Here is a 22891-nt window from a genome sequence, read left to right as displayed (position 1 = left end):
GTCCGCTCACGGCAGCGGTTGCGGCGGGGGAGGGCCCACGTACCGCGAGTCCGGTCGGATGATCTTCGAGTCCTCGGCCTGTTCCAGCACGTTCGCGCACCACCCGATGACCCGGCTGGTGGCGAAGGTCGGTGTGAACATCTCCCGGGGCAGCCCGCACAGGTGCATGACCACACCGGCGTAGTACTCGACGTTGGTGTGCAGCTCGCGGCCCGGCTTCAGCTCCGCCAGCAACGACAGGACCCGCTCCTCCACGGCCACCGCGAGGTCCACCAGCTCACCGCCGAGGCTCTGGGCGATCCCCTTGAGCATGCGGGACCGCGGGTCCTCCGTCCGGTAGATCGGGTGTCCGAACCCCATGATCCGCTCGCCGGTCAGGATCCGGGAGCGCAACCACGCGTCGGCCCGGTCGATGGAGCCGATGGCGTCGAGGGTGTCGAGGGCCCGGCTGGGGGCTCCGCCGTGCAGCGGGCCGGAGAGCGCCCCCAGGGCGCCACCGACGCAGGCGTAGATGTCGGCGCCGGTGGAGGCGATGACGCGGGCGGTGAACGTCGACGCGTTGAAGCCGTGGTCAACGGTCGCGACCAGGTAGCGCTCGACGGCCCGGGCGTGCGGTTCGGACGGCTCCTCGCCGGTGATCATGTACAGGTAGTTCGCCGCGTGTGACAGGTCGTCGCGCGACTCGATCGGTTCCAGTCCCGCGCGCAGCCGGAACAGGGCCGCCAGCAGGCTGGGGGTGAGGGCGCAGAGCGCCATCGCCTGGGATCGCCGTTCGGCGGACGAGGTGTCGTAGAGCGGGCGGGCTCCGCGGGTGAGGCCGGCGACGGCAAGCGCGGCGCGCAGCCCGCCCATCGGGTCCTGCGCCGTCGCGGCGGCGGCGATGCCGGGCAGGGCGGCGGCGACCGCGGGCGGGATGTGGCGCAGCGGTGCGATCTCCTCGTGCAGCGCTTTGGGCTCGGCGGGGAGGGAACCTTCGATGAGTAGCGCCCACACGTCCTCCAGCGTCCGGTGTTCGGCCAGGTCAATGGCCGAGAACTGGCGGTAGTGGTAGAAGCCCTCGTGGCCGCGGACGTGGCCGATGGTGGTGTCGGTGACCACGACGCCGGCGAGCCCGCGCGGAACGGTGATGGTGTCAGCCATGCCGGCAGCCTCGCGCCGGCGAACCGGGCCAGTCAACATTGATCCAGTCAATGTGAGAGCATGGCCACATGCCCGGGGAGCACCTGCTGACCACCGCCGAGGTGGCGAACCGCCTGCGCATCAAGCCGGAGACCGTCTACGCGTACGTCAGCCGAGGGTTGCTTGACCGGGTCAAGGTTCCCGGCGAGCGGATCAGCCGGTTCCGGCTGGCCGACGTGGAGCGGCTGGCCGCCCGTACGCAGGCGACCCGGCCGGAACGCGACGCCGCCCCGGCGATGCGCACCGACACCACCCTGATCGCGTACGGGCGGCTGCACTACCGGGGGCTGGACGCCGCGACCCTCGCGCCGGTCACCCCGTTCGAGGAGGTCGCGCACTGGCTGTGGACGGGCGAGCGGCGGCTCGCCGCCTTCACCGCGCCGGGGGAGACCCTGGAGCGGGCGAGGCGGGCCAGCGACCATCTGCCCGCTCAGGCCCGGATCTTCGACCGGCTGCCGGTGATCGTCGCCGTCGCCGCCGCGATGGACCCGCTGCGCTTCGATCTGGCGCCGGCCACCGTCACCGCGCTCGCGCCCGCGCTGCTGACCACCATGGTCGACGCCCTGCCCCCGGTGGGCGGGGCGCCACCGGACGACGGCCTGGCGACCCGCCTGTGGTCCCGGCTGACCGGGGCCCCGGCGTCCGCGGCCGGCGCCCGCGCGCTCAACGCCGCACTCGTCCTGCTCGCCGACCACGACCTGGCCGCCTCGACCATCGCGGTCCGGGTCGCGGCGTCGACCCGGGCGAACCCCTATGCGGCGGTGCTCGCGGGTCTGGGCGCGCTGGACGGGCCGATGCACGGCGCGATCGGCAGCAGTGTCCACCGGTTCATCGAGGCCGCCCGACGGGACGGGGCGTCGGCCGCGATCGCCGAGTGGCTGCGGACCGGCGGGCTGCCCGGCTTCGGGCACCCGCGGTATCCGGAGGGCGACCCGCGCGGGGCGGCCCTGCTCGATCTCGTCGCGGAGCTGCCGGTCGAGGCCGACCTGCGGCGAGCCGTCGACGGCCTGATCGCCACGGCGGCGCGGCGGGGCGCCCTGCCCAACGTCGACTTCGCCGTGGCCGCGCTGGCGCACGCGACCGGGATGGGCCCGGGCGCGGCCGAGGTGATCTTCGCGGTCGCCCGGACGGCGGGCTGGATCGCGCACGTCATCGAGGAGTACGCCCAGCCGAGCAACCGGTTCCGGTGGAGCAGCGGCTACACGGGACCGACCCCCGCGCCGGCCTGAAGCGGCGGGGCGGGCCGCCGCGGCACCCGGCGCGGGGTTCGGGGATGGACGCGACGGCCCTCGTCGTCCGGTTGGGGTACCAACCGGACGACGAGTCCGGCCGGACTACTCCTTCGGCAGCGGGAAGCGGGCCAGGTCCATGCCGAGCATCCCCCAGGTGGCCCTGCCGTCCGGGGTGAAGTTGAACGCCGGGTTGTTGTACCAGCCGCGCGGCACGTTGTCGTACAGCGTGGTCACCTCGCCGCCGGGGGCGGTCGGCAGCTCGCAGATGTCGTTGGTCCAGTGCACCCAGGAGAACACCCGGCCGTCGACCCCGTTGAACTGGCCGTAGCCGCCGAGGTCGCCCTCCATCACGATGGTGCGGGTGGTCAGGTCGTAGGCGAACCAGGCCCCGCGCGGGCGCCGGCCCATCGCGTAGAGCAGGTTGCCGACCACGTGCAAGCTCTCGTACGACTGCCAGTCCGGCTTGATCTCCTCGCGCCAGAGCAGCTTGCGGGTGACGATGTCGACGGCGGCCACCTGCGCGGTCCGGCGGATCGGGCCGGTGGTGCCCTCGCCGTAGGTGTCGCCCGCGATGTACGCCGTGCTGCCCTGCACCACCACGTCCATCACGCTCTGCTCGGGCAGGAACTCCCGGTGCGCGTCGACGGTGTTGCCGGCCAGGTCGATGAAGGTCAGCGCGCCGGTGTGCTTGGTGGTCTGCGGGCTGGACGCCACGATCAGCTGGTTGCGGGGCCGGTCGACGTGGATCCGCTTGGTGCGCAGCTGCTCGTTGCCGAGCAGCCCCAGCACGCTGACGGCGAAGCTGTCCGGGTCGATCGCCACGATCTGGGTGCTCGGGTAGAGGCCCGCGTACACCGTGCCGGCCTTCCCCTCGGCCATCGCCTTGACCTCGCCGTTGACGTCGAACCGGTGGCTGGTGCCGGCCTCCGGGCGGTGCACCGTCATCGCGTAGTGCCCGCCCACCCAGATCGTGTTGCGGGTGTGCCGCAGCATCGACTGGATGGTCTCCGGGTAGCCGAAGCCCCGGGTGGCGGTCTGCCACACGCTGGCCGGGCCGTTCGGCGTCGCCCGCCAGACGTGCCCGAGGCCGCTCACGCCGAGCAGGGCACCGCCCGGCAGCGGGGCGAGGAGCTGGTTCTCCACGTCGGCGAGCGGCTTGCCGACCCTGACCAGGCCGTCCGCGGTCACCTCGTACAGGTTGGTGGTGAGCCGGGTCAGCGCGTACACCTTGCCGTCGCTGCCGACGGTGACCTGGTCGATGTAGCGGTCCTCGGCCGGGATGTCCCGGGAGACCCGGTCGGAGCCGTCGCGCCGGAACGAGATCAGCTGCCGGCCGCTGGCGACGTAGATGACCCCGTCGGCGACCGTCAGGTCGAGGATGCCGACCGGGGAGGCGCTCAGGTGCGCGGTCAGGTTGGTCGGGGTGCCGCCGGCCTTCGGCCAGACCAGCAGGGTGCCGGGCGCGGCCGAGCCGCCGTAGACGTACTCGTCGTCGACCGCGACCGCCGCCGCGTACTGGGAGCTGGAGATGCGACCGTACGTCTCGACCGTCGCGTCGGCCAGCCGGACCCGCTTCACCGTGCAGTCGGGATACGTGCCGAGGTAGAGGTGCTCGCCGTGCACGACCATGTCGTAGTACCAGGTGGTGCTGCCCCCGGCCCGCGCCCAGGCCACCAGCTCCCTGGTCTGCGGGTCGAACCGGTAGACGTGGGCGCTGCCGGCCGGGCCGAGGTAGACGTACCGGCCGTCGGCGGCGAGCTTCTGCCCTCCGTTGCTCGCGATGGCGAGGTCGTCGATGCCGCGCATCTCGCCGGTGTGGACGTCGAACTCGCCCAGCCGCATCTTCCCCTCGGGGGTGTTGAACCGGGAGGTGATGAAGACGCTGTCGCCGATGACGGCGGCGCCGCGGACGGCGGCGGTCAACGACGCCGGACCGAAACTGGTCGGGGTGAGCGGCTCGTGGTCCTGCGCGAACGCCGGCGCCACCAGCGGACCCTGGCCCACCGCAAGGGCCGCGCCGGTGACGCAGCTACCCGCGAGGAGTGATCGACGGCTGAGGGGCATCGTTGTCTCCGTTCGTCCGCGTCATTACGGGCCGGACCTTAATCATGGCGGATGCGGGCCGTCAAGGTTCGGCCCGTCCGTGGGCCGCCTGCTCCGCCCGGCGCGCCACCTCCGCTCGGCCGGACAGCCCCCGACAATCCGACGTACGGCCGGCCCATCGGGATCGGCCGGCACTTGCCAGGACCCACGTTGCCGTCTTACGGTCCAGCCCGATACGAAAGCGGTTGGGAGGGGTCATGCGACACCCTGACCCGGTGGACCCGGGCGCGACATGATCGTCACGGTCACCCTGAACCCCGCGCTCGACATCACGCACACCGTGGCGTCGTTGGTGCCGCACCGCAGCCACCGGGTCACCGACGTGGGTGTCCAGGCCGGCGGCAAGGGGATCAACGTCGCCCGCGTCCTGCGCACGCTGGGGCTTCCCACCGTCGCCGTGGCGTTTCGCGGGGGCCTCGCCGGCGCCGCCGTCGCCGCCGACCTCGACCGGCACGGCATCGCCCACCGGCTGGTCTCCATCGCCGGGGAGAGCCGACGGACGTTCACCGTGGTCGACGTCGCCAGCGGCGACGCCACGGTCTTCAACGAGGCCGGCCCCGCCGTGGCGGGCGACGAGTGGCACACGCTCCGCGGGCAGGTGCGGCGACTGCTCGCCGACGCGTCGGTGCTCGTCCTCTCCGGCAGCCTGCCGCCGGGCCTGCCCGAGACGGCGTACGCCGAACTGACGGGCGCGGCCGCGCGGGCCGGCGTGCCGGTGATCCTGGACGCGGCCGGACCGCCGCTGCTGGCCGGGGTCGCCGCGGGCCCGGACGTGGTCAAACCGAACGCCACCGAACTCGCGGACGCCACCGGCCTGACCGACCCGCTCGCCGCCGCCGACGCGCTCCGTGCGGCCGGGGCGCGGGCCGTGGTGGCCTCCCTCGGACCGGACGGGCTGCTCGCCGTCACTCCCGAGGGCACCTTCCGTGCCGGACTGCCGGCGCCACTGGCCGGCAACCCGACCGGAGCCGGCGACTCGGTCGTCGCCGCGATCGCGGCCGGCATCCACACCGGGACGCCGTGGCCGCACCGGCTGGCGGACGCCCTGGCCCTGTCCGCGGCCACGGTACGGGCGCCCCGCGCCGGGCAGTTCGACGCCGACACCTACCACCGGCTCGCCCCCCGACCGGTCGAGTCACACACGCCGATTGCCGACACCACCTGACGACCGGAGTCCCGCCATGCCCCTGTCCTCCACCGCCGACCTCGTCGCGCGGGCCGCGCGGAGCGGCCACGCGGCCGTCGCCTTCAACGTCGTCACGCTCGAACACGCCGAGGCGATCGTGGGCGGGGCGGAGCGCGCCGGCGCCCCGGCCATCCTCCAGATCAGCGAGAACGCCGTGAAGTACCACGGCGGGCAGGTGCTCCCGCTGGCCCGGGCGGCGGCGGAGGTGGCCCGGGCCGCCCCCGTCGAGGTCGCGCTGCACCTGGACCACGTACGGGACGAGGGGCTGCTGCGCCAGGCGGCCGACGCCGGATTCAGTTCGGTGATGTACGACGCGGCGGGGCTGCCCTACGCGGCCAACGTGGCGGCGACCCGGCGGGCGGCCGATTGGGCCCGCGAGCGGGGACTGTGGCTGGAGGCGGAGCTGGGCCGGATCGGCGGCAAGGACGGCGAGGCGCCGTTGGACGCCCACGCGCCGGGCGCCCGCACCGATCCGGACCAGGCGGCGGCGTACGTGGCGGCGACGCGGGTGGACGCGCTGGCCGTGGCGGTCGGCAGCCGGCACGCCATGACCACCCGGACGGCGACCCTCGACCACGCGCTGATCGGCAAGCTGCGCGACGCCGTCGGCGTGCCGCTGGTGCTGCACGGCTCGTCGGGACTGCCCGACGAGGAACTCGTCCGGGCGGTGGCCGGTGGAATCGTCAAGATCAACATCGGCACCGCGCTGAACGTCGCCTTCACCTCGGCGGTCCGGGCCCGCCTCGCCGACGACCGCGCCGTCACCGACCCCCGCGGATACCTCTCCCTCGGCCGGGCCGCGATGACCGAGACCGTCGCGCGCTTCCTCCGGCTGCTCGCCGGCCCCGCCCCTGCCGCCGCTCCGGCGGATGCGGGGGAGGGGCCCGCCTAGTCGAGCGTGCCGGCGATCCGGATCGCCTCCACCTTGCTGAGCTCGCCTTCGAGTCGGTAGGTCACCCCGGCCTCCTGCCAGATCAGAGTCGACGCGGCGAGCCGCGCGGTCTCCACCCGGACCTGGCCGGTGCGGTCCACGTAGGACACGGCGTGTGGGCCGCCGACCCAGACGGCGAAGTCACCGCCGACCTCGACCCACTCCGCACCCGGCCCGCCCGCCTGCTTCAGGAAGACCGGGTCGAGCCGGCCGTCGAAGGCGTCGACGCGCAGCGCGCCGTCGCGGTAGAGCAGGGTGGCCACCCGGTAGCTGCCCGTGCCGTCGGGGTCGGCGAGCAGCACCTGCTCGGGCGGGCCGAGCGCCGCCGGTAGCCGGATCGGGAAGCGCACCTGCCGCTGGGCCTCGTGCAGGGCGGCGGGCCGCTGCGCCGGCATCGGCGACGGAGTGCCGGTGGGCAGTGCCGGTTCCTGCGACGTCTCGACGGTGATCCCGGCGAAGCGCAGCAGCCCCGACACGGCGTCGGCGAGGGCGGCCCGCCCGGGTGGCAGCAACGCGACGAGCAGGGCGACGAGCCCCGCGGCCAGGTAGTAGCGCCACCGGCGGCGGCCGGGCGCGGGTGTGCCGAGCCGCGCCCGTACCCGCGCGGTGACGTCGGGCGGCTCGGGCGTCGCCAGCCAGGCGGACAGGTCGCGCAGCTCCCTTTCGAGGTCATCCACCGCGAACCACCTCACCGTCGAGCAGGACGCGGAGCTTCGCCAGCGCCCGGGACGTCCGCGACTTCACCGTGCCCCGGGGCCACCCCAACGTCGTCACGGTCTCCTCCTCGCTCAGGTCGAGGAAGAATCGGCAGACGATCACCTCCCGGTCCTTCACCGGCAGCCGGCGCAGCGCCCGCAGCAGCGCGGCGCGGCGCTCCGCGGCGAGGACGCTGCCCACTGCGACGTCCTCGGCGACCTCCGACTCCCGGTTCGCCGCGGCCCGCAGCACGAGTCCGTCCCGCCGGCCCCGCGAGCGGTGCAGGTTGCGGGTCTCGTTGGCGACGATGGCCAGCAGCCACGAGCGGAAGGACGACTCGCCCCGGTAGCGGGACAGCTTGCGGTATCCCTTCACGAACGCCTCCTGGATGACGTCCTCGGCATCCGAGCCCGCGCCGAGCAGCACCGCCGTCCGGTAGGCGGACGCGGTGTGCCGGGCGACCAGGAGTTCGTACGCCTCCAGGTCACCGGCCCGGGCGCGGGTGACGGACTCTTCATCGTCCAGGGGAACCTCCGGTGGGGACTGCACTCATGACACCGCCGACGCCGCGCCGGTTCCATCCGCCCGGGCGGAACCCCGGCGGAGGTGGCGGTGTCACCGGGACATGATGCCCAACACGACGATCTCTCGGCGTACCCTCCTGACCGCGCTCGCCGGCACCGGCGCCGCCGCGCTGGTCGGCTGCGACCCGGTTGGCGGTTCGACCTCGGCGCCCGCCGTCACCCTCCCCGACGCGCTGCTCGTCGAGCTCGACGGTGGCCTCGGCGTGCTGCGCGGCGGCGAGCGGCAGACGATCCCGCACGCCGTCGCCACCACGGACGGGCTGGTGATCTACGCGTCCGCCGCGCAGGGTGCCGACACCGCCTTCTGGCGGATCGACACCGGCACCGGCCGGGCCTCCCCCCGGGTGACGCTGCCGGGCCGCTGGGTACCGCAGGCCGTCTCCGCCCACGGCACGGCGGTGGCCTTCACCGCCGAGAAGGTGGACGTCACCGCGGGTCGCCCGGCCGGGCGGGAGGTGACGCCGGTGCTGATCGCCGACGTCACCGGCGTGCGGCACCGGCTGGAGCTGCGCGGCAACTTCGTACCCGAGGCGTTCACCGGCGATCACACCGGACTGTTCGTCCTCGAGTGGCTGCCGGCGGCGGCACCGGACCGCTACCGGGTCCGCGTCGTCGACCTGGCCACCGGTGCGCCCGGCCCGCTCTCCACCCGCGCCAAGGCGCCGGTCCCGCCCGGCGCCGAGGAGGAGATGCGCGGCGACGGACGCCAGGCGGTCCTCGCCCCGGACCGCCGCACGCTCTACACGCTCTACACCCACCAGCCCGGCCACCGGCACAGCCGCGACCTGGTCAGCGGGCGGCCCGGCAACGCGCACGCGTTCGTGCACACGCTGAACCTCGTCGAGCGGTGGGCGTACTGCGTCGATCTGCCACACCCGTTCGGGGAGGCGCCCGCCGGCGGCCACGCGATGGCCATCACGCCCGACGGGCGCCGGCTCCTCGTCACCGACGTCGCGTCGGGTGGCGTCGCGGAGATCTCCACCGAGGACCTGACGGTCCGCCGGACCGCCACGCTGGCCACGGGCACCGGCACCGCGCACGCCGCCGCCGACGGCGACCGGCTCTTCGTCGGCGCCGGCACGACGGTGCGTACGGTGGATCTCGCGCGCCTCGGCCCCGGCACCGCCTGGCCGGTCCGCGAACCCGTCACCGGTCTCGTGCTGAGCCCCGACGGCACCCGCCTGCACGTCGGCCAACGCCACGCGGTGAGCTGGCACGATCCCGCCACCGGCGCGCAGCGGGGTCGGGTCGCCGTGCCGGGGCTGGTGGCGCTGCGCGGCCGGGCCGGCGGCGCCTGACCCCCGCCCTGAGCGGCGGCTCAGCGGGCGTGGGCGAGGTAGACGACGTCCGGGTCGCCCCGCGGCACCTCGACGCGGTGGGTGTGCACCGGCCCGACGTGTTCCGCCAGCCGCTCGGCGTACGCCGCGGCGGGCGCGGCGCTCCAGACCGCCAGCACCCCGCCGGGGAGCAGCCGGGACCGCAGCAGGGCGGTTCCGTCCGCACCGTAGAGGGCGGCGTTGCCGTCGAACACCGTCCAGTCCGGACCGTTGTCGACGTCCAGGCAGATCGCGTCGAAGCGCTGGTCGGTCGCGCGCAGGAAGGACACGATGTCGGCGGTCACCACGCTCACCCGGGGGTCGTCCAGCGCCTGTGCGCTGAAGCGGGACAGGTGCGTCCGGTGCCACGCCACCAGCGCCGGCTCGATCTCCACGACGGTGATCTCCGCGAGCCGCTCCGAGCGGGCCGCCTCGGCCAGCGAGAAGCCCACCCCGAGCCCGCCGATCAGCATCCGCGCGTTCCCGGGCACGACGCTCAGCGCCGCCTGGACCAGCAGCCGTTCGGAGCGCCCGGCCCGGGTGTCCATCAGGAAGACGCCGTTGCTGATCACCTCGTAGTGCCCCGCGTCGACCCGCAGCACGAGCTCGCCGCGTTCGGTGACCCGTCGTTCGACGGTGACGGCCTGGGAGTCCACCGCACCAACCTAGTCACCGTTGCCGGCCAGGTCCGCCGCATTTCCAGGCCCCGCGCCCGGCGGTGGCCGTCGCGCTCATCGCCGCGGCGTCGTCCGGGTCAGCCCACCTTGGGCACCGCGCGGTCGATGATCGCGGCGAAGTCGACCCCGCTGGGCAGGGTGCCGAACGCCTGGCCGTGGTCGCCGCCGAGCCGGGAGGCGCAGAAGGCGTCGGCGACGGCGGGGTGGCCGTGGCGCACCAGCAGCGAGCCCTGCAGCACCAGGGCGAGCCGTTCGACGACGCGGCGGGCCCGCAGTTCGAGGTCGTCGTGGTCGGACAGGTCGGCCCGCACCTGGCGGACCGCGGCGTCGAGCCGCGCGTCGGCGCCGGCGGCGGCGCTCACCTCGGCCTGGAACGCCGCCATGACCTGGGGTTCCCTGGCCAGAGCGCGCAGCACGTCCAGCGCGGCGACGTTGCCGGAGCCCTCCCAGATCGAGTTCAGCGGCGACTCCCGGAACAGTCGTGGCATGCCGGACTCCTCGACGTAGCCGTTGCCGCCCAGACATTCGAGGGCCTCGGCGGCGTGCGCCGGCCAGCGCTTGCAGACCCAGTACTTGCCGACGGCCAGGGCGAGCCGTTTGAACGCGGTCTCGTCGGCGTCCCCGCGGGCGGACCGGTCGGTCGCCCCGGCGAGCCGCATCATCAGCACGGTGGCGGCCTCGGACTCGACCGCGAGGTCGGCGAGGACGTTGCGCATCAGCGGCTGGTCGACGAGGTACCGGCCGAAGGCCTGCCGGTGGGTGGCGTGGTGAGCGGCGGTGAGCACGCCCTGACGCATCCCCGCCGCCGCGCCGATGACGCAGTCGAGGCGGGTCAGGTTGACCATGTCGATGATGGTGCGCACGCCACGGCCCTCGTCGCCGACGCGCCAGGCCACCGCGTGCTCGTACTCGACCTCGGCGGAGGCGTTGGACCGGTTGCCCAGCTTGTCCTTCAGGCGCATCAGCCGCATCGGGTTGCGGGCGCCGTCGGGCAGGACCCGCGGGACGAGGAAACAGGTGAGCCCGCCGGGCGCCTGGGCGAGGGTGAGGAAGATGTCGCACATCGGCGCCGAGGTGAACCACTTGTGCCCGAGGAGCCGGTAGGTGCCGTCCGGCCCGGGGCGGGCGGTGGTGGCGTTGGCCCGCACGTCCGAGCCGCCCTGCTTCTCCGTCATCGACATGCCGGCCAGCAGCCCCTGCTTGGCCAGCGGCGGGCGCAACCCGAAGTCGTACGTCGTGGCGGTGAGCAGCGGCTCGTACCGCGCGGCCAGCTGCGGGTCGTGCCGCAGCGCCGGCACCGCCGCGTAGGTCATCGAGATCGGGCAGCCGTGCCCGGCGTCGGGGCGCCAGGTGTAGAACTTGGCCGCCCGCGCCACGTGTGCGCCCGGCCGCTCGTCCGCCCACGGCGCGGCGTGCAGCCCGTGCGCGACCGCGGTGCGCATCAGCTCGTGCCAGGCCGGGTGGAACTCCACCTCGTCGATCCGGTGGCCGTAGCGGTCGTGGGTGCGCAGGACGGGCGGGTGCTCGTTCGCCAGCCGGCCGTGCTCGATCGCCTCCCCGGCGCCGCCGAGCCGGCCGAGTTCGTGCAGCTCGGCGGCGGCCCACCCGGCGCCCTCCCGGGCGAGCCCGTCGAGCAGTGCCGGGTCGTCCGCCGCGTCGTAGCCGACCAGCGGGGGAACCTGGTTGAGGACCTCGTGCGTCGTCACGGCGATACTCCAAGCGCGCGGTGGAAGAACGTGATCAGGTTGGGGATGGTGTCCGGGCCGGCGACCCCGGCCGCGAGTGGACCGACCATGGCCTCGGCCAGGGCGCCGACCAGAGCGGTCGCGGTCAGCTCCGGGTCCTGCGGGGGTAGCTCGCCGCCCGCCACGCCCGCCGCGACGTAACCGGCGATCAGGTCGGCGTACGCGCGGCGGAAGACGAGCCGCTCGGCGTCGACCGCCGGGTCGACCGGCTCGGCGAGCAGGGCGTACGCCAACCGCGGGGACTTCAGCGCCCGACCGGAGAACGTCTCGACGACGGCGGAGACCTGCTCGGCGGCGGTGGTCTCCAGCGCGGCGGCGCGCGCGACCGCGTCCACCTCGCGCCGCGAGGCGGTGCGGAACACCTCGGCGAACAGGTCCGCCTTGGCGGGGAAGTGGCGGTAGACGGTGCCGGTCGCCACGCCGGCCCGCTCGGCGACGGCGGCCACCGAGCAGCCGGCGTACCCGGCGCCGGCCATGATCTCGAGCGCGGCGGTGATGATCCGCTCCCGCGACGCGCTCAGCCGCGCCTTGACCCGCTCGGTGCTCCGGTAGACCACGCAAGGATTGAATCACCATTCAATCCTTGGCCACAAGGTGCCGGCCCGCCCGGCGCGCGGGGTCAGTGTGGACGGATGAGGCACATCCCGCCGGCGGCGGGCCGGTCCATCGCGGCCAACGCATCGGGCGCCTCGGCCAGGCCGATGGTCCGGGTGACCAGTTCGGCGGGGCGCAGCACGCCGGCGGTGACCAGCCGGAGCAGTTCGGGATAGGCGTGCGCGGGCATGCCGTGACTGCCCCGCAGCTCCAACTCGTACGCGATGACGAGGTCCATCGGCAGGGCCGGGCGGCCCTGGGCGGCGGGGAGGAGCCCGACCTGCACGTGCCGCCCGCGCCGCCGCAGGCTCTCGATGGAGGCGGTGCAGGTGGCGTGACTGCCCAACGCGTCGAGGGACAGGTGGGCGCCGCCGCCGGTCGCCTCCCGCACGGCCGCGGCCACCGCGCCGGGTCCGGCGAGGGCACCGCCGTCCAGGCAGACCGTCGCCCCGCAACCGCGGGCCAGTTCGAGCGCGCCGGGGGCGATGTCGACCGCCACCACCCGCGCGCCGCAGGCCGCCGCGATCATCACCGCGGAGAGCCCCACGCCGCCGCACCCGTGCACCGCCACCCATTCGCCCGCCGCGACCCGTCCCTGACTGACCACGGCCCGGAACGCCGTGGCGAACCGGCAGCCGAGCGCCGCCGCGGCCGGGTGGTCCAGGTCGTCCGGGAGCCGGACCAGGTTGACCTCGGCGTCCCGCACCGCCACGTACTCCGCGAACGAGCCCCAGTGGGTGAAGCCCGGCTGCGTCTGCCGCTCGCAGACCTGCTGGTCGCCGGCCAGGCAGGCCGGGCACCGACCGCAGGCGCAGACGAAGGGCGCGGTGACCCGGTCACCGGGCCGCCAGCCGCGTACGCCCGCGCCGACCGCCGTGACCACGCCCGCGAACTCGTGGCCGGGGACGTGCGGCGGGCGGATGTCCGGGTCGTGTCCCTGCCAGCCGTGCCAGTCGCTGCGACACAACCCGGTCGCCTCGACCCGGATGACCGCGCCCCCGGGCGGTGGCGCCGGGTCCGGCACGTCGCGGACCTCGGGTCGGGCACCGAACTCGTCGAAGATCACCGCACGCATGCGCGGCATCCTCACATGCCGCCGGCCCGCCGGCGGCCCACCCCGGGCGCGCTACGGTCGGTCGGTCTCCCGCCGCGCGACCCTGCGCCACCACGGAACCGCCAGGAACAGGACGGCCACGACGAGGGCGGCGCCGAGACCGAGCGCGGCGAGCAACGGCGACGACGATTCGGCGGCCGCACCGTCGCGCTCGCCCTTGACCGGAACCACGGGCTGCTCGTACTTCTTCTCCTCGGGCGCGACCAGGTGCCCGACGGACGCACCGCGAGGAAGGTCGAAACCCCAGTTGAGCAGGGCGGACGCTTCTCCCAGGCTGCCCAGTGGAGCGGTCTCCGCGCCGAGCAGGGTCACCGCGAGCCGCCGGCCGCCGCGTTCGGCCACGCCGACGTACGTCTGCCGCGCCAGGTCGGTGAAGCCCGTCTTTCCACCGACCGTCCCGGGGTACTTCCCGAGCAGGGTGTTGTCGTGCACGATCGCGAAGCCGGGGTTGGTCGGCTGTGCCGGTATCTGCGCCACCGTGGTCGCGATGTACCGGCAGAAGTCCTCGCGGGCGAAGGCGGCCCGGGCGATCAGCGCGAGGTCGTACGCGCTGGTGTACTGACCGGGCCCGTCCAGGCCCGAGGGCGTCACCGCGTGCGTCTGGTGCGCGCGCAGCCGGCGCGCCTCGTCGTTCATCGCCTGCACGCCGCCCGGCCGACCGGCGCCGCCGCCGCCGAGGCGCGCGAGCACGTTGGCCGCGTCGTTCCCCGACTTGAGCAGGAGCCCGAGCCACAGGCTCTCGACCGAGTACCGGCCGCCCGCGACGACCCCCATCAGCGAGCTCTCCGGGTCGAGGTCGCGCAGATCCGCCCGGGTCACCTCGACCATCTGGGCCGGATCGAGGCGCGGCATCAGGGCCGCCGCCAGCAGCAGCTTCTGCACGCTGGCCGGCGTCCGGTGCTCGTGCGGACCGCAGCCGCCCAGAACCGCACCGCTGCCGAGGTCGGCCACGAGCCACGAGGTGGCGGTCACCGCCGGCGCCTTCGGCGCGCCCGCTGGAACGGCCAGCCCCGCCGTCGCCAGCGCCGGCCCGCCGACCGCCCGCTCGGCGGGACCGACCGGTGGCGGCGACGGCGCGGCGGGCGGCGGCACCGGCGGCTTCACCGTCGGGCACGGCACGTACGGCGCGGCGTCGGCCGGGGTCGGTGGCGCGACCGCGACGCCGGGCAGGACCAGGAGGGCGCTGAGCGCCGCTGCGGTAACCGAAGAGATGGTCACGTTTACGTACGGTAATCGTCGGGCCGGCCGCCGAGTTCCGATTGGCGGAAAGCGGTGCGACGGCGCTGCTGATCCCGGTCCGCCAGGTTCCGTCGCTGTCGCGGGCCCGCACCCTGGTGGGCGGGAGTGCGCCGAATCGCACCCAACCGCCCCGCGACGGCACTGCTTCCCGTTTCGGTCGCTGTCCGGAGCGCCGGGCTCCGCCGCCCGACCGCCGGTGTCCGGTGTGCCGACTCACTCCCGCCGGGCGTGCTCCGGCAGGTGGCGGGCGACCTGGGCCGGGGAGGGCATGCGGCTGATCTCCTCGGCGATCGCGCGCGCCGCGTCGCGGTGGCCGGCATGTCCCCGCCGCGGCAACAGCCGTCGGGCCTGCTCGGCGATCGCGTCCGCGCTCAGCTCGGCGGGCAGCAGGCGCAACGCCGCCCCAGTGGCGGTCAGCGCGTCGGCGTTGGCGAACTGGTCGGCTCCCTGGGGCAGGATCAGCTGCGGAGCGCCGACGGTGAGCGCCCCGAGGGTGGTGCCGCTGCCGCCGTGGTGCACCACCACGTCGACGTGCGGCAGCAGCTCCGCCTGCGGCACCCAGGGCTGCACGGTGACGTTGCCCGGCAGGTCACCGAGCTGCTCCGGGGGCACCCGGCCGGCGGCAACCACCACCCGCGCGCCCAGCGTCGCCAACCCAGCGACGGCCGCCCTGAGCAGCTCCGCGGTGCCGAACGCGGTACCGAGCGTCAGGTAGATCAGCGGCTGGGAGGTGCGGTGGTCGTCCCTGGTGGGCGGTGCGGCCGGCGCGGACCAGGGCACCGGCCGCAGCTCGATCCGCTGCTCCGTCGCGAGGAAGTCCCGGTCCTGTAGGGACGGTGGACAGATGTCGAGGTGCGGCCGTCCGGCGGTCTCGGGGTTCCTCCCGGGCGGTTCGAGGCCGATCCCGTCCGGGAACATCCGCCCGAAGCCGTGCCAGATGCTCGGAACGCCGGCGCGGCGCGCGGCGACGGCCGCCCCCGGCACGCCCCACCCGTGGATGACCAGGTGGGGCCGCACCCGCGCCAGTTCCGGCTCGAGGTCCTCGGCGTACAGCTCGTAGAACGCGTCCGCGGGACGGAACGGTCCCAGCCCGTTCGCGGCCAGCGGTGCGTGCACCGCCTCGCCGGCGGCGAAGTGCACCTCGTGTCCGGCCTCCCGGACGGCGACCGCGAGCGGGACCAGGGGATAGGTGTGGCCGACCGAGGCAAGGCTGGCGAACAGCACGCGCATGCCGACGAACCCTATCCCGACCGCCCGGCTCGACGGCGGTGTCACGGCGTGACGATCGTCGGGCCGCCACCGCTGCCCCGGTCGTCGAGCACCAGCGGGGCGCGGCCGCGCACCGCGTAACGGATGTGGGTGACCTGCGGCGTCGGGATGACCCGGGTCGGCGTCAGCTCGACCGCCTCCTTGTCGCCCAGGTCGAGGTCGGCGTCGAACAGCCGCAGACCCGTGCCGAGCACGACCGGCACGACGTGCAGCTCCAACTCGTCGAGCAGGCCGGCTTTGAGCACCTGCCGCACCAGGCTGCCGCCGCCGGCCACGGCGACGTCCTTGCCACCGGCCGCGGCCCGTGCCTGCTCGACCGCGCTGGCCACGCCGTCGGTGACGTAGGTGAAGCTGGTGCCGCCGCTGCGCATCAGCGGCTGGCGGGCGCGGTGCGTGACGACGAAGACCGGCGCGCGGAACGGCGGCTCCTCGCCCCAGGGCACCTCGCCCCCGTCGGCCATCCGCCGCCCCATCACGTACGCGCCGGCCGCCGCGAACGACTCGGCGACCACGTCGGAGTTCGTGTCCCGCTCGCCGCCGGCGAAGCCCTGCCGTTCGCGCCACGCCATCGCGTCGGTCACCCACCGGGTCACCCGGAAGAACCCCGCGCTCTCGGCCGACGTCATCCAGTCGCCGTCGCCGGTGTGCCGCGGCCCGGCGTAGAACCCGTCCACCGACACCGACAGCTGGGCGGTCACCTTCGTCATCTCGGCACGTTCCTCCCGATCGTCGACACCCCCTCCGGGTGCCTGCTCGCTGACAGGTCGGAGCCGACCGGGAGACCCCGACAGCACGGCTGCGTGACGACGGTCACACCCGGCCCGAAGGGCGGCCGGGCCGAGGGTCCGCCATTGCCGAGGAGCGCAATTTCCGGCGCTGATCGCGCAATCCTCAGGTCGATCATGACCGCGGGCCCGACCCAGACTGGGGAGCGCTCCGGGGCCACCGCCTCGGGGTGCCGGTCGTGCCGTCCGCGCGCCATCCGCCGTCCGGTTTACCGACCGCCGTGTCAACGCCCGCCCACCGAGCCACCCCGGCGGGCCGATGTGAGTTGGAGTGCCGATGTTTGCCGCTGTAGCAACCGGGGTGGACGCCCCGCTGTCCGTCGTCGAGCGTGACGTGCCCACCCCCGGACCGGGCGAGGTGCTCGTCCGGATCACCGCGTGCGGCGTCTGCTTCACGGACCTCAACCTGCTCCGCGGGCACTTCCCGTTCGCCCGGTTCCCGGTGGTGCCCGGCCACGAGGTCACCGGGATCGTCGAGGCCGTCGGGTCGGGAGTCACCTGGCCGGCGGTGGGGACCGCGGTCGGCGCGCAGTTCCTGTACGACTCGTGCGGGCACTGTGACCACTGCGTCCGCGGCGAGCAGATCCTCTGCCCGAGCAAGCGGATCACCGGCATCGTCGCCGACGGCGGCTACGCGGAGTACGCGGTGTTCAAAGCGGGGTTCGTCACCCCGCTGCCCGCCGGGTTGGACCCGGTCGCGGCCGCCCCGCTGATGTGCGCCGGGATCACCGCGTTCAACGGGCTACGGCAGGGGGGCGTCCGGGCGGGCAGCCGCGTCGCGGTCATCGGGTCCGGCGGGATCGGCGCGCTGGCGATCCGCTACGCCGTCGCGATGGGCGCCCGGGTCGCCGTCATCGGCCAGTCGCGGAGGTCCGAGGAGCACGCCCGGGCGCTCGGTGCGGAGCGGTACGTGTCGACCGACGAGACCGATCCGGCCGCGGCGCTCAAGAGGTGGGACGGCGGCGCCGACGTCGTCCTCAACGCGGCCCCGTCGACGGCGGCCGCGGCGGCGGCGTTCGGTGGGCTCGCCCCGGACGGCACGCTGGTGCTCTGCGGCTACGACAACAGCCCGCTGCTCCTGCCGACCCAGCCCATGGTGCTCAACCGGCTGCGGGTCATGGCCAACCCGTCCGGCTCCCCGCACGACCTGCGCGACACCCTCGCCTTCTCGGCGACCCACGCGATCGTTCCCGACGTCACCCCGATCCCGCTCGGCGACGCTCCCAAGGCCCTCGTAGCGATGGCCGCCGGGGGCAGCGCCGGTCGCCGGGTCATCGCCTTCTGAGTGGAGTGGAGAACATGTCCGTCATCCTGGTCACCGGCGCGTCCAGCGGCTTCGGTGCGCTCACCGCCCGGGCGCTGGCCGACGCCGGCCACACCGTCTACGCCAGCATGCGCGCCACCACCGGGCGCAACGCCCCGGCCGTCGCGGAGGCCGCCGCGTTCGCCGAGGCCAACGGGGTGGACCTGCGCACGATCGAACTCGACGTGCAGTCGCAGGAGTCGGCCGACGCGGCCGTCGCGGCGATCCTCGCCGCGCACGGAACCCTCGACGTGCTGATCCACAACGCCGGCCACATGGTCACCGGTCCCACCGAGGCGTTCACCCCGGAGGAGATCGCCCACGTCTACGACGTCAACGTGCTGGGCACCCAGCGGGTCAACCGGGCGGCGCTGCCGCACCTGCGGGCCCAGGGCCGTGGCCTGCTGGTCTGGATCGGCAGCAGCAGCACCCGCGGCGGCACCCCGCCCTACCTCGCGCCGTACTTCGCGGCGAAGGCCGGCATGGACGCCCTCGCGGTCAGCTACGCCGCGGAGCTGGCCCGGTTCGGCATCGAGACCACCATCGTCGTACCGGGTGCCTTCACCCACGGCACGAACCACTTCGCGAACAGCGGGCGCCCCGCGGACGCCGACACGGTGAAGGCGTACGAGGAGCGCTACGGCGGGCTGATGGAGCAGGTGTCGCAGCGGTTGGCCGCCCTGGCCCCGGCCGACGCCGACGTCGGCGAGGTGGCCGCCGCGGTGGTGCGGGTGGTCGGCACCCCGCACGGCAGGCGTCCGTTCCGGGTCCACGTCGACCCCGCCGACGACGGCGCCGAGGTGGTCAGCGCGGTCGCCGACCGGATCCGCGTCGAGTTCCTCACCCGCGTCGGTCTCGACGACCTCCTGCACCCGCGCGCCTGACGCGAGCGCGGCTGGACCGGCGGGTGCGCGCGCCAAGCGCCGCGCCTCCCGCCGGTCAGCCGGGCCCGGTGCGGTCCGTCCGGAACCGGGACGGCGAGCGCCCGTACTCGCGGCGGAAGGCCGCCGCGAACTGGCCGGGGCTGTGGTAGCCGCAGGCGAGGGCGATCTGCAGCACGGTCTGGTCGGTGTCCCGGAGCAGGCCGGCCGCGTGCCGCATCCGCAGCCGGGTGAGGTAGCGGTGCGGCGTGAAGCCGGTCTCCCGGGCGAACATGCGCAGGAAGTGGTACTTGCTGACGTTCGCCTGCGCGGCGAGGTCGTCGAGGCTGACCTCGTGCCGCAGGTGTTCGTGCATGTACTCGGTGACGCGGCGCAGCCGCACCGCCCCGAGCCGGCCCGACCGGACGGCATCGGCCGGTGACTCCAACGCTCCCCGGTACAGCAGGTGGGTGGCGAGCATCTGCGCCAACGAGTCGGCGTACAGCGGCGGCGCCTGCTGGCGCAGGGCCTTCAGCACCATGGTTCCGGCCGCCGACACCAGCGGGTCGTCCAGGGACAGCGCGTCCGGGAACGCGGCGTACCCGGACCGGACCCGGCCGCCACCGAGCTCGCGCCCCGTCTCCGCCAGCAGGCCCGCGTCCAGGTGCACGTGCAGCGACTCCATCGGTTGCCCGGAGGTCGACCGCCAGCGGAGCACACTCGCGTTGCCCGGCGCGATGAGGCCGACGGAGCCGGGGTGGTAGGCCGCGCGACGCCAGCGACCGCCCCGGCGACTCTCGATCAGGTAGGTCCCACTGGTCACCAGCACGAACAGCAGGTCGGGCGACTGGGCGGTGCGGAACTCCTCGGCCTGCGCCGGGTCCCGGTAGCTGCGGGCCAGCAGGCCGCGCCACCCCAGCTCGCTGCTGCACAGCAACCGGTGCGAGGGAAGGGCGTGCTCGGCCTCCCGGCTGCGGGCGAAGGGCTCGTCCCGCTGGCCGGCGCCCGCCTGGCGAGCGGCGGGGATCAACGGTCCCGGGCCGGTCGGCGGGCGGTTCTGGGGCACGTGTGCGTCATCTGTCTGCTTCGGTCCGGGGTGCCGGCGCCGGGGCGGCGTCTCCGCAGCTCAGCGCCGATTGCGGCGTCAAACCTACCAGCTCGCTCGGGAAAGCCCGGGTCGGCGGCGCCCGGCGGGCAGGGCGAACGGCGGGCTGCCCCGGTCGAGGGGAGCGGCGGCGGGATCCAGGGCCGCTACGCGGCGACGGACGGGTCCCGCCGCTCGGTGCGGGGCAGCGCACCGGTGGTCTCCAGGATGAGCGCGGCGACCAGGTCCGGGTCGTCGCTCATCGGCACGTGCCCGCAGCCGGGCAGGGTCACCACCCGGGCCGCCGGCAGCCCGGCCCGGGCGCGCTCGGCCTGGTGGACGCCGAAGATCCGGTCGCAGTCGCCCCAGCCGATGGTCACCGGCGCCGTCGTCCCGGCCAGCCGGGCGCCGTCGAAGCGGTAGTCGCGGGCGGCCCGGGCCACGGTGCGGAAGCCGACCGCCCGCCGCAACGCGAGCGCGTCGCCCAGCGCGCGGTCGAAGTCCAGCAGCCGCGGCCGCGCCACCAGCGGCGCGAAGCACATCGCCCGCAGGTACGCCGACCGCAGCGCGAGCCGCATGATCGGGGTGGGCAGGTACGAGTTGGCACGCAGCAGCGTGAGGATGGCCAGGGCCCGCCGCCGCTCGGCCGGGGTGAAGAAACCGGCGGGGGAGAGGGCGGTGGCCGAGGCGACCGCGCCGGCGGCGGCGAGTTCCAGGCTGATCGCCCCGCCCAGGCTGTAGCCGGCCACGTGCGGACGCTCCAGTCCCCACCCGGTCAGCACCGGCAGGATCGCGGCGACGGTGCCGGCCATGTCGGCGGGCATGCCGGCGTCGGGCACCGGTGAGTCGCCGAAACCGGGCAGGTCGAGCGCGATCACCTCGTGGTGCGCGGCGAGCCGGTCGAAGACCGGCTCCCACGCCTGGTGGCGGTGGCCGATGCCGTGGATGAGCACGAGCGGCGCACCGCTGCCCGCCCGCCGGAAGTGGACCTTCATGGCTGCCCTCCCACCGAGGTCCGGCCGAAGGAGCGCCCGAGCCGGCGCACCTCGTCCTCCATCTGGTCGACCAGGGTGCGGCCGCCCAGCCGGGTGACCAGCGCGTCCGTGAGGCCGCTCGACACGACCGGTCGCAGCGCCTGCACCACGGCGAGCGAGCGCGGCACGTAGACCTTGCGCCGGCGGCGCTCGATGCCCCGCACCAGGGCGTGGGCGCACCGCTCGACGGGCACCACGGTGGACAGCGGCCGCGGCAGCCGGCGCAGCGTGTCGCGGAACGACGCCAGATCGTCGCGGATGTCCCGGACCAGGTCGGTGTCGATCCAGATCGGGTGCGCGGTGCCGACGGTGACCCCCTGCCGGCGGGTCTCCAGCCGGCGCACGTTGGCGAACTGTTCGACGCCCGCCTTGGACGCGGAGTAGGCGGCCATGCCGGGCATCGCCGTGAAGGCCGCGGCGGACGAGACGAGCAGGACGTGACCGCGGGCGGCGGTGACGTGGGGCAGCGCCGCGCTGACGGTGCGGATCGCGCCGCAGAGGTTCACCTCGACGGTACGGACCAGGGCGTCGACCGGTCCGAGCGCGACGGTGCCGAGGTTGGCGATGCCGGCGTTGGCGACCACCACGTCGACGCCGCCGAACCGGTCCACCGTGGACGCCACGGCGGCGTCGAGCGCGGCCTGGTCGGTGACGTCGCACTCGTACCAGTGCGCGTCGAGGTCGGCGGCGAGCCGCTTCAGCAGGTCGGGTTCCAGTCCGACGAGCGCGACGCGGGCACCCCGGGCGGCCGCCCGGCGGGCCAGTTCGGCCCCGATGCCGCGCGCCGCGCCGGTGACCAGGATCGTCCTGCCCGCGAGGTCATAGCGCATCGGCGCGCTCCGGATCCGGGCCGGCGCGGCCGGGCAGCGCGCACGGCCACGGGGGGCCGCCCACGCCGGTGATCCGTACGCCGCCCCACGGGTCGACCTCGGCCAACCGGGCCGGGCCGGGCCGGTCGGCGATACGCAGCTCCACGTCGCGCCGGCCGGACCGGACCAGCCGGGCCACCTCCGGCTCGGGCTCGATCCGCCCACCCCAGTGGTAGCGGCCGTCGACCGGCTCCCACCGCCCGCTCAGGTGCACCCGGACCGGCACGCCCGCGACGTGCGCCGGGCCGTGGTAGTTCATGCCGCCACCTCGCTCCGCTCGGCGGCCGAATCCGGCTCCGACGCGCTGAACTGATGGTTCGCCCGCCGCCGCTCGTTCACGGCCGGACCCGTTCGGGCGCGCGGGTGAACTCGCGCGGCAGGTCGGCGCTGCGCCGCACTCCTTCGATGCCGCTCCACAGCAGCGTGGTCAGGTAGTCGGTGAGGGCCGCCCGGCGGATCGGCTGCCCGTTCGTGGTCCACCAGTCGCCGACCGCCTGCACGAACCCGACCAGGCCGTACGCCCATGGCTCCGCCGGACCGGCGTCGAGGCCCAGCGCGCGCAGCCGGTCGCCGATCACCCGGGCCAGCCCGGCCGCCACCTGCCGGCTGGTGCCGGCGACCACCTGGTGGATGCCGGGGTGGCTCGACTGGTGCATCAGGAAGCGGTAGAGCGTCGGCTCCGACTCGATCACCCCGAGGTAGGCGTCGATGGTCGCCTCGACCAGGCCCCGTTCCTCGCGGACCTGCTCGATCGCCGGCGCGATCGCGTCGACCACCCGCGCGGCCACCACCTCGCTGACGGCGAGCCAGAGCTGTGACTTGTCGGCGAAGTAGCGGTAGAGGACCGGCTTGCTCACCCCGGCCGTGGCGGCCACCTGACCCATGTCGACCCCCGGCCCGTGCCGCAGCAACGCCTGCACGGCCGCCCCGATGAGTTCCTGCCGGCGCTGTTCCCGATGGTCGGCCCAGCGATCCCGGCGGCCGTTCGCCCGGGTCGCGGGCGCACCGCCGGAGGGCTCGGATCCATTGACATCCGTCAGGGGCGATTGCATGCTACTACTCGTAACAGTTACCGGGCGTCACGTCAATAT

General features: G+C 74.8%; 22 protein-coding genes. 6 read left to right on the top strand and 16 right to left on the bottom strand.

The window, feature by feature from the left end; all coding sequences use genetic code 11:
* Positions 1-6 precede the first annotated feature (6 nt).
* The gene (locus tag AC1WTP_RS00910; RefSeq protein WP_481647322.1) at positions 7-1140 is read right to left on the bottom strand and encodes a citrate synthase; all 1134 of its coding nucleotides are present in this window, start codon (positions 1138-1140) and stop codon (positions 7-9) included.
* Positions 1141-1208: 68 nt separating this feature from the next.
* Between AC1WTP_RS00910 and AC1WTP_RS00905 the strand changes: the two genes are divergently transcribed.
* Positions 1209-2408 (top strand): citrate synthase, encoded by a 1200-nt coding sequence (locus tag AC1WTP_RS00905; RefSeq protein WP_481647321.1) that lies wholly within the window; start codon positions 1209-1211, stop codon positions 2406-2408.
* A 105-nt stretch (positions 2409-2513) separates the two neighbouring features.
* Here AC1WTP_RS00905 and AC1WTP_RS00900 read toward each other — a convergent pair whose 3' ends face one another.
* Positions 2514-4475, bottom strand: coding sequence for a YncE family protein (locus AC1WTP_RS00900; protein WP_481647320.1), 1962 nt, complete (start codon positions 4473-4475; stop codon positions 2514-2516).
* Between the two features lie 271 nt (positions 4476-4746).
* On the opposite strand from AC1WTP_RS00900, the gene AC1WTP_RS00895 reads away from it, so the two are divergent.
* Both AC1WTP_RS00895 and AC1WTP_RS00890 read left to right on the top strand, forming a co-directional pair.
* The gene (locus tag AC1WTP_RS00895; RefSeq protein WP_481647319.1) at positions 4747-5679 is read left to right on the top strand and encodes a 1-phosphofructokinase family hexose kinase; all 933 of its coding nucleotides are present in this window, start codon (positions 4747-4749) and stop codon (positions 5677-5679) included.
* Between the two features lie 16 nt (positions 5680-5695).
* Entirely contained in the window at positions 5696-6592 is an 897-nt protein-coding gene (locus tag AC1WTP_RS00890) for a class II fructose-bisphosphate aldolase (protein WP_481647318.1), read from the top strand.
* On the opposite strand, the gene AC1WTP_RS00885 is transcribed toward AC1WTP_RS00890, so the two are convergent.
* Both AC1WTP_RS00885 and AC1WTP_RS00880 read right to left on the bottom strand, forming a co-directional pair.
* A complete protein-coding gene (locus AC1WTP_RS00885) occupies positions 6589-7308 on the bottom strand; it encodes a hypothetical protein (protein WP_481647317.1) in 720 nt (239 codons plus the stop codon). The two genes, AC1WTP_RS00890 and AC1WTP_RS00885, sit on opposite strands and share 4 nt — an antisense overlap.
* A complete protein-coding gene (locus AC1WTP_RS00880) occupies positions 7301-7876 on the bottom strand; it encodes an RNA polymerase sigma factor (protein WP_481647316.1) in 576 nt (191 codons plus the stop codon). The genes AC1WTP_RS00885 and AC1WTP_RS00880 overlap by 8 nt, the downstream gene beginning before the upstream one ends.
* A 79-nt stretch (positions 7877-7955) precedes the next feature.
* Here AC1WTP_RS00880 and AC1WTP_RS00875 point away from each other — a divergent pair, with 79 nt between their 5' ends.
* Positions 7956-9209, top strand: coding sequence for a YncE family protein (locus tag AC1WTP_RS00875; RefSeq protein ID WP_481647315.1), 1254 nt, complete (start codon positions 7956-7958; stop codon positions 9207-9209).
* Between the two features lie 20 nt (positions 9210-9229).
* Here the strand turns inward: AC1WTP_RS00875 and AC1WTP_RS00870 are convergent, their stop codons facing one another.
* The 7 genes from AC1WTP_RS00870 to AC1WTP_RS00840 all read right to left on the bottom strand — a co-directional run bounded on the left by AC1WTP_RS00870 (position 9230) and on the right by AC1WTP_RS00840 (position 16572).
* Complete coding sequence (locus tag AC1WTP_RS00870; RefSeq protein ID WP_481647314.1) at positions 9230-9883, bottom strand: spermine/spermidine synthase domain-containing protein; 654 nt, start codon at positions 9881-9883, stop codon at positions 9230-9232.
* 98 nt (positions 9884-9981) lie between these two features.
* The gene (locus tag AC1WTP_RS00865; protein WP_481647313.1) at positions 9982-11610 is read right to left on the bottom strand and encodes an acyl-CoA dehydrogenase family protein; all 1629 of its coding nucleotides are present in this window, start codon (positions 11608-11610) and stop codon (positions 9982-9984) included.
* The gene (locus tag AC1WTP_RS00860) at positions 11607-12206 is read right to left on the bottom strand and encodes a TetR/AcrR family transcriptional regulator (RefSeq protein WP_481647312.1); all 600 of its coding nucleotides are present in this window, start codon (positions 12204-12206) and stop codon (positions 11607-11609) included. Before AC1WTP_RS00860 ends, AC1WTP_RS00865 begins: the two co-directional genes overlap by 4 nt.
* Before the next feature lie 62 nt (positions 12207-12268).
* A complete protein-coding gene (locus AC1WTP_RS00855; RefSeq protein WP_481647311.1) occupies positions 12269-13318 on the bottom strand; it encodes a zinc-dependent alcohol dehydrogenase family protein in 1050 nt (349 codons plus the stop codon).
* 51 nt (positions 13319-13369) lie between these two features.
* Positions 13370-14575 (bottom strand): D-alanyl-D-alanine carboxypeptidase family protein, encoded by a 1206-nt coding sequence (locus tag AC1WTP_RS00850; protein WP_481647310.1) that lies wholly within the window; start codon positions 14573-14575, stop codon positions 13370-13372.
* A 234-nt stretch (positions 14576-14809) separates the two neighbouring features.
* On the bottom strand, positions 14810-15826 hold the full coding sequence (locus tag AC1WTP_RS00845) for a glycosyltransferase (protein ID WP_481647309.1): 1017 nt from the start codon (positions 15824-15826) through the stop codon (positions 14810-14812).
* Between the two features lie 41 nt (positions 15827-15867).
* Positions 15868-16572: a dihydrofolate reductase family protein gene (locus AC1WTP_RS00840; RefSeq protein ID WP_481647308.1), complete on the bottom strand. Its 705-nt coding sequence runs from the start codon at positions 16570-16572 to the stop codon at positions 15868-15870.
* 355 nt (positions 16573-16927) lie between these two features.
* Between AC1WTP_RS00840 and AC1WTP_RS00835 the strand changes: the two genes are divergently transcribed.
* Both AC1WTP_RS00835 and AC1WTP_RS00830 read left to right on the top strand, forming a co-directional pair.
* Positions 16928-17935 carry an alcohol dehydrogenase catalytic domain-containing protein gene (locus AC1WTP_RS00835; protein ID WP_481647307.1) on the top strand — a complete coding sequence of 336 codons (1008 nt, stop codon included), beginning with the start codon at positions 16928-16930 and terminating at the stop codon, positions 17933-17935.
* 14 nt (positions 17936-17949) lie between these two features.
* Entirely contained in the window at positions 17950-18837 is an 888-nt protein-coding gene (locus AC1WTP_RS00830) for an SDR family NAD(P)-dependent oxidoreductase (protein ID WP_481647306.1), read from the top strand.
* Between the two features lie 55 nt (positions 18838-18892).
* On the opposite strand, the gene AC1WTP_RS00825 is transcribed toward AC1WTP_RS00830, so the two are convergent.
* The 5 genes from AC1WTP_RS00825 to AC1WTP_RS00805 form a co-directional block, all read right to left on the bottom strand.
* Positions 18893-19879: a helix-turn-helix domain-containing protein gene (locus AC1WTP_RS00825; protein WP_481647305.1), complete on the bottom strand. Its 987-nt coding sequence runs from the start codon at positions 19877-19879 to the stop codon at positions 18893-18895.
* A gap of 185 nt (positions 19880-20064) precedes the next feature.
* The gene (locus tag AC1WTP_RS00820) at positions 20065-20892 is read right to left on the bottom strand and encodes an alpha/beta fold hydrolase (protein WP_481647304.1); all 828 of its coding nucleotides are present in this window, start codon (positions 20890-20892) and stop codon (positions 20065-20067) included.
* Positions 20889-21761 (bottom strand): SDR family oxidoreductase, encoded by an 873-nt coding sequence (locus tag AC1WTP_RS00815; RefSeq protein WP_481647303.1) that lies wholly within the window; start codon positions 21759-21761, stop codon positions 20889-20891. The genes AC1WTP_RS00820 and AC1WTP_RS00815 overlap by 4 nt, the downstream gene beginning before the upstream one ends.
* Positions 21751-22059: a DUF4873 domain-containing protein gene (locus AC1WTP_RS00810; protein WP_481647302.1), complete on the bottom strand. Its 309-nt coding sequence runs from the start codon at positions 22057-22059 to the stop codon at positions 21751-21753. Before AC1WTP_RS00810 ends, AC1WTP_RS00815 begins: the two co-directional genes overlap by 11 nt.
* Before the next feature lie 76 nt (positions 22060-22135).
* The gene (locus tag AC1WTP_RS00805) at positions 22136-22852 is read right to left on the bottom strand and encodes a TetR family transcriptional regulator (RefSeq protein ID WP_481647301.1); all 717 of its coding nucleotides are present in this window, start codon (positions 22850-22852) and stop codon (positions 22136-22138) included.
* Between the last annotated feature and the right edge of the window lie 39 nt (positions 22853-22891).

Source organism: Micromonospora sp. R311 (assembly GCF_056780015.1).
This window is presented reverse-complemented; position numbering and strand designations above follow the sequence as displayed.